Source organism: Leucobacter insecticola (assembly GCF_011382965.1).
GTDB classification, from domain to species: domain Bacteria; phylum Actinomycetota; class Actinomycetes; order Actinomycetales; family Microbacteriaceae; genus Leucobacter; species Leucobacter insecticola.
This window is the reverse complement of sequence record NZ_CP049934.1, coordinates 702,411-717,590: the sequence shown is the minus strand read 5'-3', so window position 1 is coordinate 717,590 and position 15,180 is coordinate 702,411. Positions and strand designations below refer to the sequence as shown.

The 15,180-nt window shown below is 63.6% G+C and carries 9 protein-coding genes and 2 pseudogenes; 8 read left to right on the top strand and 3 right to left on the bottom strand.

What is annotated here, in order from left to right; translation table 11 throughout:
- Positions 1 to 21: 21 nt before the first annotated feature.
- On the bottom strand, positions 22 to 1,371 hold the full coding sequence (locus tag G7067_RS03375) for an IS256 family transposase (RefSeq protein WP_166325648.1): 1,350 nt from the start codon (positions 1,369 to 1,371) through the stop codon (positions 22 to 24).
- A 402-nt stretch (positions 1,372 to 1,773) separates the two neighbouring features.
- Here G7067_RS03375 and G7067_RS03370 point away from each other — a divergent pair, with 402 nt between their 5' ends.
- From G7067_RS03370 to G7067_RS03335, 8 genes and pseudogenes are all read left to right on the top strand, one after another.
- The gene (locus G7067_RS03370) at positions 1,774 to 2,688 is read left to right on the top strand and encodes an integrase catalytic domain-containing protein (protein ID WP_244301224.1); all 915 of its coding nucleotides are present in this window, start codon (positions 1,774 to 1,776) and stop codon (positions 2,686 to 2,688) included.
- Positions 2,689 to 2,927: 239 nt separating this feature from the next.
- Positions 2,928 to 3,806, top strand: coding sequence for a putative Ig domain-containing protein (locus G7067_RS03365; protein ID WP_166321979.1), 879 nt, complete (start codon positions 2,928 to 2,930; stop codon positions 3,804 to 3,806).
- Positions 3,782 to 5,953, top strand: coding sequence for a beta strand repeat-containing protein (locus G7067_RS03360; protein ID WP_425280703.1), 2,172 nt, complete (start codon positions 3,782 to 3,784; stop codon positions 5,951 to 5,953). Before G7067_RS03365 ends, G7067_RS03360 begins: the two co-directional genes overlap by 25 nt.
- A 165-nt stretch (positions 5,954 to 6,118) precedes the next feature.
- Positions 6,119 to 7,322: pseudogene (locus G7067_RS03355) on the top strand (thiolase family protein).
- Positions 7,319 to 8,077 carry an enoyl-CoA hydratase/isomerase family protein gene (locus G7067_RS03350; protein WP_166321975.1) on the top strand — a complete coding sequence of 253 codons (759 nt, stop codon included), beginning with the start codon at positions 7,319 to 7,321 and terminating at the stop codon, positions 8,075 to 8,077. The pseudogene G7067_RS03355 and the gene G7067_RS03350 overlap by 4 nt, the downstream one beginning before the upstream one ends.
- Positions 8,074 to 8,985, top strand: coding sequence for a 3-hydroxyacyl-CoA dehydrogenase family protein (locus tag G7067_RS03345; RefSeq protein ID WP_166321973.1), 912 nt, complete (start codon positions 8,074 to 8,076; stop codon positions 8,983 to 8,985). The genes G7067_RS03350 and G7067_RS03345 overlap by 4 nt, the downstream gene beginning before the upstream one ends.
- Positions 8,982 to 11,011, top strand: a pseudogene (gene paaZ, locus G7067_RS03340) (phenylacetic acid degradation bifunctional protein PaaZ). The gene G7067_RS03345 and the pseudogene paaZ overlap by 4 nt, the downstream one beginning before the upstream one ends.
- A gap of 71 nt (positions 11,012 to 11,082) precedes the next feature.
- On the top strand, positions 11,083 to 12,318 hold the full coding sequence (locus tag G7067_RS03335) for an ATP-binding protein (RefSeq protein ID WP_166321971.1): 1,236 nt from the start codon (positions 11,083 to 11,085) through the stop codon (positions 12,316 to 12,318).
- A gap of 101 nt (positions 12,319 to 12,419) precedes the next feature.
- Here the strand turns inward: G7067_RS03335 and G7067_RS03330 are convergent, their stop codons facing one another.
- Positions 12,420 to 13,976: an APC family permease gene (locus tag G7067_RS03330; protein ID WP_244301223.1), complete on the bottom strand. Its 1,557-nt coding sequence runs from the start codon at positions 13,974 to 13,976 to the stop codon at positions 12,420 to 12,422.
- A 404-nt stretch (positions 13,977 to 14,380) separates the two neighbouring features.
- A complete protein-coding gene (locus G7067_RS03325) occupies positions 14,381 to 15,019 on the bottom strand; it encodes a TetR/AcrR family transcriptional regulator (protein ID WP_244301222.1) in 639 nt (212 codons plus the stop codon).
- Positions 15,020 to 15,180 lie beyond the last annotated feature (161 nt).

Here is a 15,180-nt window from a genome sequence, read left to right as displayed (position 1 = left end):
GGTGTCCTTTCGGGTGCAGTTTTAGAGGTAGGGCTCGATACGGTCGGGGTACGCGAGCGCGAGCTGCGCGAGCGCTGTCTTCCAGTTCGTAGTCACTGCGCCCTCGATCAGGCGAGGCTTCGCGTTGCGTTCTTTGGCAGGCTTTCCCCGTTCTTTCTGGCGTTCCCGGGCACGCTTGTCTTCGATGTTGCAGATCGCGAGCCACAATAGCTTCACCGCCGCAGCATCGTTGGGGAAATGACCACGGTTCTTCGTCACCTTCCGCAGCTGATAGTTCAACGATTCGATCGCGTTGGTGGTGTAGATCACCCGCCGAAGTTCCGGCGGGAACGCGAGGAACGGAATGAAACGATCCCACGCGTCTTGAAACGATTTCACCGCCGATGGATATTTCTTCCCCAACGTCGAGTTCGAGAACTCTTCGAGCGCTTCAAGCGCGGCATCCTCGTTGACGGCCTGGTAGATCGGTTTCAGGGCCGAGGCGACAGCTTTCCGGTCTTGGTAGTTCACGAACCGCATTGCGGCACGGATCAGGTGCACCACGCAGGTCTGTACCGTCGCTTCAGGCCAGGTCGCCTGGATCGCTTCGGGGAACCCGGTCAAACCGTCACACGCGACGATCAACACGTCACGCACGCCACGGTTCGCGAGCTCTGCACACACGGCTGCCCAAAACTTTGCCCCCTCGGTTGCTTGTACCCAAATCCCGAGGACGTGCTTGATGCCGTCCATATCGACGCCGACCGCGATATGTGCGGCCTTGTTTCGGACGTGCCCACCATCACGGATCTTCACGATGATCGCGTCGAGATAGATCACCGGGTACAACGGCTCCAAGGGGCGCGTCTGCCAGGCAAGGACCTCGTCTTGGATCTGGTCCGTGATCTTCGAGATCGTCTCGTGTGACAGGTCAGTGCCCAGCGTTGAGTACAGGTGATGCTGGATCTCACGGATCGTCATCCCGCCCGCATAGAGCGAGATGATCATGCCGTCTAATCCGTCGAGGCGGCGCTGGCCTTTCGGGACGAGCATCGGCGTGAATGACCCGTCACGGTCCCTGGGGATCGCAAGCTCAATATCACCGACCTCGGTCGATACGGTTTTCGCTGACGTCCCATTCCGGGAATTCGGGTAAATGTTTGCTTCGGGATCTCCTTTCTCATACCCGAGATGGTCACTCAGCTCCGTTTCCAGGCCGCGTTCGAGGGCGGCCTTCACGATCCCGCCGAGTAGCCCGTTGTCGCCGGTCAACGGGGCACCCGCGTCCATCTGCGCGAAGATGTCATCCAACGCGCCAGAGGCCCTCAGCTGGTCAGCGATCTCTTTCTGTGTACGACGCCTTTCGGCGCGTTCCTCGTCTTGATACGACATGGTCTCCATAGTGTTGCGTTCCTTCCGGGGATCCCCGGCTTACACAAACTATTTGACACCCTCACGTGTGCCTCACAAAGAAATGTCCGCATGGTTTCCTGGCAAGATGGGCAAGGAGCTATCGATGGCCACGCGCCGTGAGATCACCAAGAAATACGCACGCGAATACACGAAAGCCACTCGTGCCGAGAAAAGTCGCATGCTCGACGGGCTGGTGTCCGCGACGGGTTGGACTCGTGACCATGCACGTCGCGCGATCCGAACCGCCGCAGCCCGCAAAGGCGCAGCCTCGCAGCAACCGCGCATCCCTCGCCCCAGGAAGTATTCCTACGATGCGCTCGTCGTTCTCCAAGAGGTCTGGCGGCTCTCCGGGCAGCCCTCGGGAAGTACCTCGCTGCGATCATGGACGACACCCTCGACCGGCTCGTCAGGTTCCGAGAACTGGGCAAGGTCGCCAGTCGCGTCACCCCGGAAGTCCTCGACGAGTTGTGCGCGATGAGCCCGGCAACGATCGACCGCTACCTGAAACCCCACAAAGACGCCCACTACCCGGTCGCGCTCGGGACAACGAAACCCTCCCATATCCTTCGTTCCTCGATCGCGGTCAGAACCTCAATGGACGCTCTGCCCGACGGGGGCGGGTTCTACGAACTCGATACCGTCGCTCACTGCGGGCACACTACCAAAGGCGAGTACCTGTACACGCTCACGATGACCGACCCCAGACACGGGTGGACCATGCTTCGGGCAATCAAGAACAAAGCCCACGTGCATGTGCATGCTGCGCTTGAATGGATGCGGAAAAACGCCCCTCTCGCGGTCACTGGGATGGACTTCGATAACGGGTCTGAGTTCATGAACTGGGCGGTGATCGCGTGGGCCGATACGCACAATATTCAGGTCACCAGAGGTCGACCGTACACGCACAACGACAACGCGCATGTCGAGCAGCGCAACGGCGACTGGGTCCGCAAACATGCCTACCGGTACCGCTACGAAACCGATCACGAGCTGCAACTCCTAAACGAACTCTGGCGGCTCGTCGAGCAACGCAAAAACCACTTATTGCCGTGCGTGAAAGTGATCGGCACAAAAGCATCTCGCTCGGGCCGGAAACGGGCCATCTACGACAAGCCCGAACCGCCGTACTCACGGCTCATGCGTTCCGGGCTTCTCGATGAGAGAACCCGCGCGAAACTCGCCGCGGTGCATGAGACGCTCAACCCCGCGCGCATCACTCGCCGGATCAATCAGATCCAGCAACAACTTATCGAGCTCGCGGCGGCCCGCACCCAGGGCACCCGGCCCGCCGCGTGACGGTCACCAATCCGGACATTTCTCGTGAGGCACACGATCAATCAATCCGGACATCTTGACATGAGGCAAGACGCACGCCCTACGCCTCACGTCTCACGCCTCACGCAACGGTCGCCGCGACGAGAGCTGCTGCCGCACAAGTGCTCCCGCACGAATTACATGCGTAGGTATACACCATTCCCTGCAGAAATCAACCATAATTTTGGGAATGTCAGCAAACGCACATAGAATTTGGAGGTATGAGCTACAAGCGTCGCACTTCTGGCCTTTTTCTTGCTGTTTTGCTCGCACTCAGCGGAGCGTTCACCGCGACAGCTGCGGTCGCCACTCCCGACTTCGATGACAACACCGTAGCGTCGACCGGTATTGAGCAGCAGCAGCCCCCGAACGCTCCACTCCCGGCGCCTGCCAGCGATCCGTTTGTTGCACCCACGATCACCGGCACCCCACCCGGCGGATCCCTCACCAACTTCTACGGCTTCCAATTCACTCGCAAGGGCACCCCCGCCCCGACGGTCACCCTCGAAAGCGGCACCCTCCCCGACGGCCTCACCCTCAGGTCCGACGGCTACCTCAACGGCATCCCGACCACGGTAGGCACCTACGAATTCACCCTGAAGGCCTCCAACGGATACGGCGCCGACGCGACCCTCACCACCACCATCACCATCACAGACCTCCGCGTCGCACCCACAATCACCGGCACCCCACCCGACGGATCCGTCACCAACCCCTACAACTTCCGGTTCGACACGACCGGCACCCCCGCCCCGACGGTCACCCTCGACAACGGAACACTCCCCGACGGCCTCACCCTCTCCGGGAACGGACGAATCGAAGGCATCCCGACCACGGTAGGCACCTACGAATTCACCCTGAAGGCCTCCAACGGATACGGCGCCGACGCGACCCTCACCACCACCATCACCATCACAGACCTCCGCGTCGCACCCACAATCACCGGCACCCCACCCGACGGATCCGTCACCAACCCCTACAACTTCCGGTTCGACACGACCGGCACCCCGCCCCGACGGTCACCCTCGACAACGGAACACTCCCCGACGGCCTCACCCTCTCCGGGAACGGACGAATCGAAGGCATCCCGACCACGGTAGGCACCTACGAATTCACCCTGAAGGCCTCCAACGGATACGGCACAGACGCCACCCTCACCACCACCATCACCATCACAGACCTCCGCGTCGCACCCACGCTCACCGGCACCCCGACTGCCGCAACTGTGGGTTACGCCTACGACTTCAACTTCACCGTAACGGGTACACCCGCGCCGGCAGTGACGCTCGACAGCGGCACCCTGCCCGCAGGCTTGACGCTCTCGGCCGCAGGTAAGCTCTCGGGTGTACCCACGGATTACGGCAGCTACACCTTCACGGTCAAAGCCGCGAACGGTGTAAGCCCCGACGCGACCCTCACGATCACACTCGTGGTGAACCCGGCAGGTACAGTCTTCGCACCGTCAATCACGGGCACCCCGGATACTGCAACGGTTGGCACGACGTACTCGTATGCGTTCGCTGTGACCGGTACTCCGGCGCCGACGGTAACGGTTGCGAGTGGAACCTTGCCTGCTGGCCTCGTGATTTCTGCGAGCGGAGTGATTACTGGCACCCCGATCCTGCAGGGCAGCTACGACTTCACCCTCAACGCCACCAACGGCATCAGCCCCGACGCAACACTCGCCGTGACGCTGGTTGTGAACCCAGCCCCGGTTGCTCCGTCGATCAGCGGGACACCTTCTGCTGGAACCGTCGGCACCGCCTATGACTTCGACTTCACCGTCACGGGCACACCCGCACCGACGGTGACGCTCGACAGCGGCACCCTCCCGCCAGGCTTGGCGCTCTCGACCGCAGGTAAGCTCTCGGGTATGCCAACCTTTCACGGCAGCTACACCTTCACAGTCAAGGCCGCGAACGGTGTAAGCCCCGACGCGACCCTCACGGTCACACTCGTGGTGAACCTGCTAGGTACGGGTACCGCACCGTCAATCACGGGCACCCCGGATGCTGCAACGGTCGGCACGGCGTACTCGTATGCGTTCGCTGTGACCGGTACTCCGGCGCCGACAGTGACGGTTGCGAGTGGAACCTTGCCTGCTGGCCTCGTGATTTCTGCGAGCGGAGTGATTACTGGCACCCCGATCCTGCAGGGCAGCTACGACTTCACCCTCAACGCCACCAACGGCATCAGCCCCGACGCAACACTCGCCGTGACGCTGGTTGTGAACCCAGCCCCGGTTGCTCCGTCGATCAGCGGGACACCGACTGCCGGGACCGTCGGGACTGCGTACAGCTTTGACTTCACCGTCACCGGCACACCGGCACCGACAGTGATTCTTGAGAGCGGTACCATGCCGCCAGGGCTGACGATCAATGCTGCGGGCACCATCTCGGGTACCCCGACCACCGCGGGCAGCTACCCCTTCACAGTGAAAGCTGCGAACGGCATCAACCCTGACGCGACCCGCACCGTCACACTGGTCATCAACACGGCCGGCCCGGTAAATGTTGCACCATCAATCTCCGGTACCCCGGATGCTGCAACGGTCGGCACGGCCTACTCGTACGGCTTCGTCGTCGCCGGAACTCCGGCCCCGACAGTGACGGTTGAGAGTGGAAACCTGCCTGCAGGGCTGACGATCTCTAACGCTGGTGTCATCTCGGGCACCCCGCTCCTGCAGGGCAGCTACGACTTCACCCTCAAGGCCACCAACGGCGTCAGCCCCGACGCGACCCTCGCCGTGACGCTGGTCGTCAACGCGGCAGGTGTTAACCCGAATGCCCCGCAGATCACGGTCAGCTTGCCTTCCCTCTCCATCGGTGAAACACAGACCGTCACGGGCAGCAAGTTCCCGGCCGGCGCTGTCGTGACGCTCGAACTGCACTCCACCCCGATACTGCTTGGCACCGCCACCGCAGACGCGAACGGTGACTTCAGTTTCAGCTTCGCGATCCCCGCCGGAACCGAAGCGGGCACCCACAAGGTAGTCGCGACGAGCGGAAACCTGAGCGCGGAAGCACCGTTCACCGTCACAGCCAGGAACAGCGGCGGAGACACAAACCCGGGCGGAAACAACTCCGGCAACAACGGCTCAGGAACGGCAGGATCCGGATCCAACGAACTCGTCGCCACGGGCAGCAATGAGCTCGGCACCCTCACATCGTGGACAATCGCAATGCTCCTCGCATCTGCGATCCTGCTCACCGCATCGCGGAGAGCTCGCCGCGCCAACAACATCTAGGCACCCGGAAAGGGTGGCGTCGCAACTCCTGCGGCGCCACCCTTTTTCATGTCAGCCACACCGCTGCCTTGCACTCGCACCCGTCATAGCCCTATCCTGATATGAATTACCGAACGATCAGTCACTAATTCGAGTGGCCCGTGCAGACATGGAGGTCTGACGCACATGCCAGAGGCATTTCTTGTAGATGGCGTGCGCACGCCGGTGGGTCGCTACGGCGGAGCACTTTCCGGCGTCCGCCCTGATGATCTTGCGGCAATCGTGCTGCGTACGCTTGTCGAGCGCACCGGGATCCCGGTGGAAGCGCTCGACGAGGTGATCTTCGGAGCCGCGAACCAGGCGGGCGAAGACAACCGCAACGTCGCCCGCATGGCGACCCTCCTCGCGGGGCTACCCGATTCACTGCCCGGCTACACCGTGAACCGGCTCTGCGCCTCGGGCATGACCGCCGTCGCGAGCGCCTCGCAAGCGATTCGCGCGGGCGACGCTGACGTGATGATCGCCGGCGGCGTCGAATCCATGACCCGCGCCCCGTGGGTGCAAGAGAAGCCAGCCAAAGCCTGGGCGAAACCGGGCGCACAGTTCGACACCTCCATCGGTTGGCGCTTCACGAATCCCGAGTTCTTGAAACGCGACAAGGCAACGTTCTCCATGCCGGAGACCGCCGAGGAGGTCGCTCGCATCGACGGCATCTCCCGTGAAGACGCCGACGCGTTCGCGGCCGAAAGCCACCGCCGCGCAATCAACGCGATCGCCGCGGGCCACTTCGCCGACGAGATTGTGCCGGTTGAGGTGCCCGCTGGCCGCGGTGCGACGGCACTCGTCGACACCGATGAGGGCCCCCGCCCGGCACCACCGCCGAGGTGCTTGCCGGTCTCCGCCCCGTCGTCGCAGGCGGCACCGTGGTCACCGCTGGCAATGCGTCGTCACTCAATGACGGGGCGAGCGCGCTGCTCGTTGCGAGCGCCGCGGCCGTCGAGAAATACAACCTCACGCCGCGCGCACGCATCGTGACGAGCGTGTCTGCGGCGCTCGCACCGGAGATCATGGGCCTCGGCCCGTGCCCGCCACCGAGAAGGCGCTCGACCGGGCCGGGCTTTCCATCGCGGATCTCGGCTCCGTCGAGATCAATGAGGCCTTCGCCACGCAGTCGCTCGCTTCGATCCGACGCCTCGGCCTCGATCCCGCAATTGTCAACGCCGACGGCGGAGCGATCGCGCTCGGCCATCCGCTCGGGTCATCGGGATCCCGGCTGCTCGTCACCCTGCTCGGCCGCATGGAACGCGAGGGGTCCCGCTACGGGCTGGCGACCATGTGCGTCGGCGTCGGTCAGGGCGCGGCGACGATCATCGAACGGATCAACGCATGAGCGCCGGGCTAGACCGGGCACCCCTGCGGGTCGAGGATCGTGGCGGCTACATCCTCGCCACACTCGATCGCCCCGAAAAACGCAACGCGATCGATCAGGATCTCATCGACGCGCTTCACGACCTGTGCGGGCGACTCGAAGCTGCTCCTCAAACGCTCGTGCTGCGTGGCGAGGGCGGCACCTTCGCCGCGGGAGCCGATATCGCACAGTTGCGGGATCGGCGCGCCGCCGACGCCCGCGCCGGGATCAACACTCGCGCGTTCATGCGCATCGCGGCGCTCCCGATGCCGGTGATCGCCGTGGTCGACGGCTACGCCCTCGGCGGCGGTGCCGAACTCGCCTACGCCGCAGATATTCGTGTTGGCACACAGTCCCTGAAGATCGGCAACCCCGAAACCGGCCTCGGGATCATCGCAGCAGCCGGGGCCACCTGGCGACTGCGGGAGCTCGTCGGCGAGCCGCTCGCGGCCGAGATCCTGCTCGCGGGCCGGATCCTGGACGCCCCGGAAGCTCAGGCCGCGGGGCTCATCACCCACCTCCACGACGACGGCGACGCCGCCCTCGCTGCCGCCGAGAAGATCGCGGGCCGGATCGCGAAGCTTGATCCCGCAGCAACACAGGCCACCAAGCGTGTACTCCGCGCACCGCGCGACGCCCACCCCCAGATCGATCTCGCGGAGCAGGCGATCCTGTTCGAAAGCCCGGAGAAGATCCGGCGCATGACCGAGTTCCTTGAGCGAAAGCAGGCGAAATGACGACCGCTCCGCACACCGCGCCGATCCCAATTCCTTCCGTCGAAGACGCCGTGCCCTCGCGGGTGGGCGTGCTCGGCGGCGGACGCATGGGCGGCGGGATCGCCCACGCCTTCTTGCTCGCCGGCGCATATGTGGTCGTTGTGGAGCGTGACACCACCTCCGCTGATGCGGCCCGCGAGCGCATTGAAGCGTCGATCGATGCGTCAATCGCGCGCGGTTTCGAGGGTGATGCGGCGATCCTGAAGCAGAATCTGACGGTTGCCACGAGCGTCACCGCGTTTGGCGCGTGCCGGCTCGTGATCGAGGCCGTGCCCGAGTCACTCGATCTCAAACTTGAAGCCCTCGACACGATCGAGCAGCAGTTGCCGGGCGACGCCGTGATCGCGTCCAACACCTCCTCGATCCCGCTCTCGCAGCTCGCGGAAGCACTCGATCGGCCTGAACGCTTCATCGGCCTGCACTTCTTCAACCCGGTGCCGGCTTCCTCGCTCATCGAGGTTGTGGTCTGTGACAGCACAGATCCCGCGCTTCCCGAGCTCGCAGCAAGCTGGGTCCGTGCGCTCGGCAAGACGCCGGTGACGGTCGCTGACGCTCCCGGTTTTGCGTCGAGCCGCCTCGGTGTCGCGCTGGCGCTCGAGGCCATCCGGATGGTCGAGCAGGGCGTAGCTACGCCTGCCGACATCGACCTCGCGATGGAACTGGGCTACCGTCACCCCACCGGCCCGCTGCGCACCACCGACATCGTTGGGCTCGACGTGCGACTCGGGATCGCCGAACAGCTCGAACGGGATCTCGGCTCCAACTTCACCCCACCGCAGCTGCTGCGCGACATGGTTGCCGCTGGCAAGCTCGGCCGCAAGAGCGGGCAGGGGTTCTACGACTGGACAGCAAAGGACACATCCGCATGACCCGCACACTTCAGAGCTATGTTCACGACGCCTGGTGGAGCCCGGCTCCGGACGCACCGGCGGCCGAGGTTCGCGATGCCGTCACCGGCGAGGCCGTCGCACTCGTCTCGAGCGCGGGCCTTGATCTTGCGGCCGCGATGGAGCACGCACGCACGGTCGGTCAACGCAGCCTCGGCGCGCTCACCTTCCACCAGCGGGCGGTGATCCTGAAGCAGCTTGCGCTCGCGCTGACCGAGCGCAAGAGCGAGCTCTACGCGCTGTCCACGCACACGGGTGCCACGAAGGGCGACTCCTGGGTCGACATTGACGGCGGCATCGGAGTGCTCTTTACGTACTCGGGCAAGGGCCGCCGCGAACTGCCGAACGCGCGGGTGCAGCTCGACGGTCCCGTTGAACCGCTCTCGAAGGACGGCACATTTCTCGGCCGCCATATCCGCACCACGCTCCCGGGTGTCACGGTGCAGATCAACGCCTTCAACTTTCCGGTGTGGGGATCGCTCGAAAAGTTCGCGCCCGCGTTCCTCGCCGGTATGCCGACGATCGTGAAGCCCGCGACGCCTGGCGCATATCTCGCTGAGCAGATGGTGCGCATCATGGTCGAGTCGGGGCTGCTGCCCGCAGGCTCCCTGCAGCTGGTTTCGGGATCGGTGCGCGACGTGTTTGAGCACGCGCGGCTCGGCGACGTCGTCGCGTTCACCGGCTCGGCCTCGACGGCCGAGGCGCTTAGGCGGCACGAGGCGGTGCAGACAGGCGGGGTGATCTTCAGCGCGGAGACCGACTCCATCAACGCATCCGTGCTCGGACCCGATGCCGTCGCTGGCACCCCCGAGTTTGACGCCTATGTGCGGCAGTTGGTCAACGAGATGACCACCAAGGCTGGCCAGAAGTGCACCGCGATCCGGCGTGCAATCGTGCCCGCGGCGCTTGCCGATGCGGTTGCGGACGCGGTGCGGGATCGCCTGGCCGCGAAGGTCGTCGTAGGTGACCCGCGCGACAAGGGTGTCACCATGGGTGCGCTCGCCTCGGTCGAGCAGCGCGACGAGGTGCTACGCCAGGTGCAGAAGCTTGTTGACGGCGGCGGGCGGATCCTGCTCGGCGAAGGCCAACAGCCGGGCGAAAACACCGCGTTCCTCGATCCAATCCTGCTGCGCTTTGATGACCCGAATGCCGCGCGCGTGCACGACACTGAGGCCTTTGGACCGGTGTCGTCGATCATCAGCTACGAGTCGCCTGAGCAAGCGGCCGAGCTGGTGGTGCGCGGCGGTGGATCCCTCGTGACGAGCGTCGCCTCCGCCGATCCCGAGTTTGTTGCGGCGGTGACGCTGCGCGCCGCATCCGCCAATGGCCGTATGCTCGTGCTCGACCGCACTGATGCCCGCAGCTCGACCGGCCACGGCTCCCCCTGCCGAACCTCGTGCACGGCGGGCCCGGTCGCGCGGGCGGCGGCGAAGAGCTCGGCGGTGTGCGCAGCGTGTTCCACTACATGCAGCGCACCGCGATCCAGGGCAGTCCCGAAATGCTGACCGCGATCACCGGAGTGTGGCACGCGGGGGCGGCGACGCGCTCAGAAGTGCACCCCTTCCGCAAGTCGCTGCAGGATCTGCGCATCGGTGATCAGATCATCTCTGAGGAGCGCGAGGTGACACTTGATGACATCACGCACTTCGCGGAGTTCACGGGCGATACGTTCTACGCGCACATGGATGAGGAAGCTGCGGCCGCAAACCCGTTCTTCCCTGGACGGGTCGCGCACGGCTACCTGCTGCTGTCGTTTGCGGCGGGGCTGTTCGTGTCGCCCGAGCCCGGTCCAGTGCTTGCGAACTATGGGCTCGAGAGTCTGCGGTTCATTACGCCCGTGTCGCCTGGAGATCGCGTGCGGGTCGCGCTCACCGCGAAGCAGATTGTGCCACGTGAAACGGACGACTACGGCGAGGTGCACTGGGACGCGGTGCTGACGAATGACCGTGACGAGACCGTCGCGACCTATGACGTGCTGACGCTGGTGTCGAAGACGCCGGCCGGGTAGATCGACCGGGTGACTTCTCGATTTGTGCAGGAGTGATATTGGAATTTGTGCAGGAGTGATATTGGTGGGGCATGGGCGGCTCCTGGCAACGAATTGTGGACGATGCCGTTCGGGTAGATCTGCGCACATTTGGTGTGCTGGTGCTCGAGGGTCCACGAGCGTCAGGCAAGACCGAGACGGGTTTACAGTACGCAAATAGCTCCGTACGCCTTGACTCAGATCCTGCGCTCGTAGCCCTCGCCGAAACAACTCCAACCCTCGTGCTCGAAGGTGGTACTCCGCGCCTCGTGGATGAATGGCAGCTCGCGCCACTCCTGTGGAACGCGGCCCGGCACACAATCGACGAGCGCGGTACGCCCGGGCAGTTCATATTTGCAGGATCAGCCACTCCCTCCGACGACCACACCCGGCACAGCGGAGCTGGCCGCTTTGGCCGGCTCCTCGTTCACCCGATGAGCCTTTCCGAAAGCCGGGAAAGCACCGGCCACGTCAGACTCAGCGCGCTCATGCAGGGGGAAACGCCAGCGGGTCTTGGCGGCTTGGATGTGCCCGGGTATTCGCACGCTATCGCGCGGGGCGGTTGGCCCGCACTCGTGACAAATCCGAAGCGCGATCCAGTTCGATACCTTCAGAGCTATCTGGATGATGTTGCTCGGGTGGATCTTCGCGGTTTGGGGCTACGTTTCGATCCAGCCCGCGTATCTGCGCTTCTTCGAGCTATCGCCAGAAATGTTGCCGGCGAACGCACCGCGACCAAGCTGGCAGTGGAGGCCGACATTTCAGCGCAATCCTCCCGACAGTACATTGACGCACTCACGCGTGTATTTGTCGTTGAAGAGCTCCCAGCGTGGTCCACCCACCTGCGCTCAAACGTGAGAATGCGAGTCCAACCCAAGTGGCACTTTGTTGATCCCTCGCTCACGGTTGCCGCGCTTGATGGCGATGAACAACGCCTGCTCCAAGACCTCAACCTCTTTGGGTTTCTGTTTGAATCATTGTGCATTCGGGATCTGCGCGTGTACTCGCAAGCCCTAGGCGGGCGGGTCTACCACTATCGAGATAGCTCCGGCCTCGAAGTTGATGCGATCGTTGAGCTACGAGATGGCACCTGGAGCGCGTTCGAGGTAAAGATGGGCGGCAGCCAGGCAATCGAGCAGGCCGCCAGCAACCTCAAGAAACTCAAGTCAAAGGTCGCCTCGAACAGACAACGGGAGCTTGGGTCTTTGACGGTACTGACCGCGGGCAACACGAGTTATGCACGTGAAGATGGAGTAAATGTGGTGTCCCTCGGACACCTCACCGAGTGACTCCCGGACCCAGCAACGAGCCCCGGTGCTTGCGGACTATGGGATCGCAACCCTGCAGTTCATCATGCCGTAGCGGCCGGGTGCGCCGCTACGGTGGACCGTCACTCGTTTCGGCGGGGCACGGTGAGCTGCCCGGTGCGTTGCCTGATCTCGGTAGCAACGTGGATCGCGTCACCCTCGGGCGCGTCAGAGTGTGAATCGGGGCGCGCGGCAAACAGGTACAGCAACCCAGCAACAACCACGAGCCCAAGCCCAAGGTGTACCACGTAGTCCTCAAGGAAGTCGCCGCTGCTACCGGGGGTCGCCAGGATCACAAACGCGAAAATACCGTAGGCGAGCGCGGCGGTGTTCACCACGGTGCCCCAGCGTCCGAGCGAGAACGGCCCTGCTGGTCGCCATCCCTTGAGGCGCTGTCTGAGCGCAGCAAGCACCACCATCTGGAATGCCACGTAGATCCCGAGAATCGCAAACGAGGTGATCGGCACCAGCAGGTTTTCGTTCACAAAAATCAACACGCAGAACAGCGCTGGTACGGTGCAGGCGACAATCAGCGCGTTGTTGGGCACCTTACTCGTAGCTGACACCTTCGACAGCCAGCGATGTCCCGGCAGCATGCCATCGCGCGCGAAGGAGAAGATGAGGCGACTCGCGGCAGCCTGCAGGCTCAGTACGCACGAGATGAACGCGAGCAGTGCCACAACCAAGAAGATCTTCGCGCCCACCGCTCCAAGCGTGGATTCCAAAATCGCGGGAATCGGATCCTCAACCTCGCCCCGCACAATCTCTTGCAGGTTTGGGGCGGCCAAGACGTATCCGGCGAATGAGAACAGGGCCGATACCCCGCCGACCACAATTGTCAGCTGCATCGCACGCGGGATCCGCTTCGCCGGGTTCTCGACTTCCTCCGCAACGTCACCGCACGCCTCAAAGCCATAAAACAGAAAGAGTCCCGTGATCGCGGCGGCAAAGAACGCTCCGGCATAGCTCCCGTCGCCCGCGACGCCCATCGAATCGAAGAACACTCCAATATCGTTCTTGCGCTGGAAAATGAGCAGATACAGTCCCACCCCGATAACGCCGATGAGCTCGGCGAACAGGCCGATCCGTGCAATCCGTCCCAGCCAGGCTGTGCCGGTGAAGTTGATCGCGAGCGCAAGCAGGAGAAATCCGAGCGCGATCATGAGCGTGATCGCCGGGGTCAGGGTGATCCCGAATAGACTCGCAACGAACCCGGTGCCAAACTCCGCGACCGCCGTTATTGTGACCATCATCGCCCAGATGTATACCCACGCCGCCATCCACGCGTAGCGGCGGCCCCACAACCGCCGCGCCCAGGGGTACACGCCGCCGTGGATCGGGTACTGCGACACCACCTCCCCAAACACGAGCGCAACCAGCATCTGCCCGCACGCAACGATGAGGATCCACCAAATTGACGGCGGGCCTCCCGTGGAGAGAGCAACGGCAAATAGCGAGTAGACACCCACAAGCGGTGAGAGGTACGTGAAGCCGAGTGCGAAATTGCCCCACAAGCTCATGGAGCGGCTGAAGGAGTCTTCATAGCCGAGTACCGCGAGATGGTCGGTGTCATTCAGGTGCTCTGGAATGCCTTCTTGCATATGAGCGTTGCGCTTTCCTGCTGGATCTTGCTCCCCCATCAGTACTTCCCCTCATATCGTCATTGATACTCACCGCGACGACGCTGCCGCCGGTTACGTTGCTAGCTTAGCGAAAGCCGCGCATGATCACCTCGGTTGCTGTCGTTTGCAGCAGGCTTGTCAACGTGGCTCGAGATTGTACGTTGGGAAGGTCGCGGATTGTCCGTTGAGGAGGTCGCGCATTGTGTCTACGGAGAGAAACCGGCGCGACTCGGCCATTTGCGCAACATGACTGGGTGCATGCGCTGCATGCCGCCGCGTGCACATCCCGAATGGGTCGGTTGCGCAGGGTATTTCCGCACGACACTGTGCCGAAGCGACCCGTGCGAAGGGCAGCGTTATCTGGGGCTGCCGGGATACAGCGGCATGGACCAGGCCCGACCGCGCTCGGACTTGGCCTTCCCCTAACGAAAATCGCGGACCTCGTTCACCCGGAGGCCGGTGCGGACGTAGCCAAGCACGGCATCCGCGAGCTCCTCGGGCGTATCGGGACCGTCCGGGCGGTACCACTCCACGAGCGAGTTGACGAGACCAAAGGTGAAGCGTGCGGCAAGTCCGGGATCAAGATCGTCCCGTAGCGCGCCATCCGCACGAGCCTGCACAAACATCTCTCGCAATCGGGCAGTCAACGCCCGCCTGCGCTCAAGCGCGCGTAACTCGACATCAGAGTTGCCGTGCAGACGCAGCAGCAGGGTCAGATACGACTGCTGCGCGCACGCCACCAGCACCGCGTTGCGCACGATCGAACGGATCTGCAGCACCGCGTCATCAGACTGGGCCTCGGCCTCGTCAAACACCCGCTCAAGCTCGCCAAGCACCCGCTGCAGCGCGATCTCCAGCATCTCTGATTTTGACGCAAAGTGGTGATACACCGCCGACTTCGACAGGCCCAGCCGATCCGCGATCATCCCGAGGGACGACGCGTCGTAACCGTGATCAGTGAACACCTGCACGATCACCTCGAGCATGCTGTTCTGATCGTGCCCGGGGCGCCCACGACGGGGGGTCGCGGGGGTCGCGGGGGTCGCGGCTGAGCTGTCCAACAGGTTGACCTCCTAGCGTTTGACCGCCGGTTGAGCAAGCAATGCAAGCGCCGTGCTGAGCGAGGCGCCAGCCGAGTCGAAGTATCGAAACCCCTTTGATTTCGACTCGGCTAACGCCTCGCTCAATCGGCGGGGCACCCAATCGGCGGGGTGCGCAATCC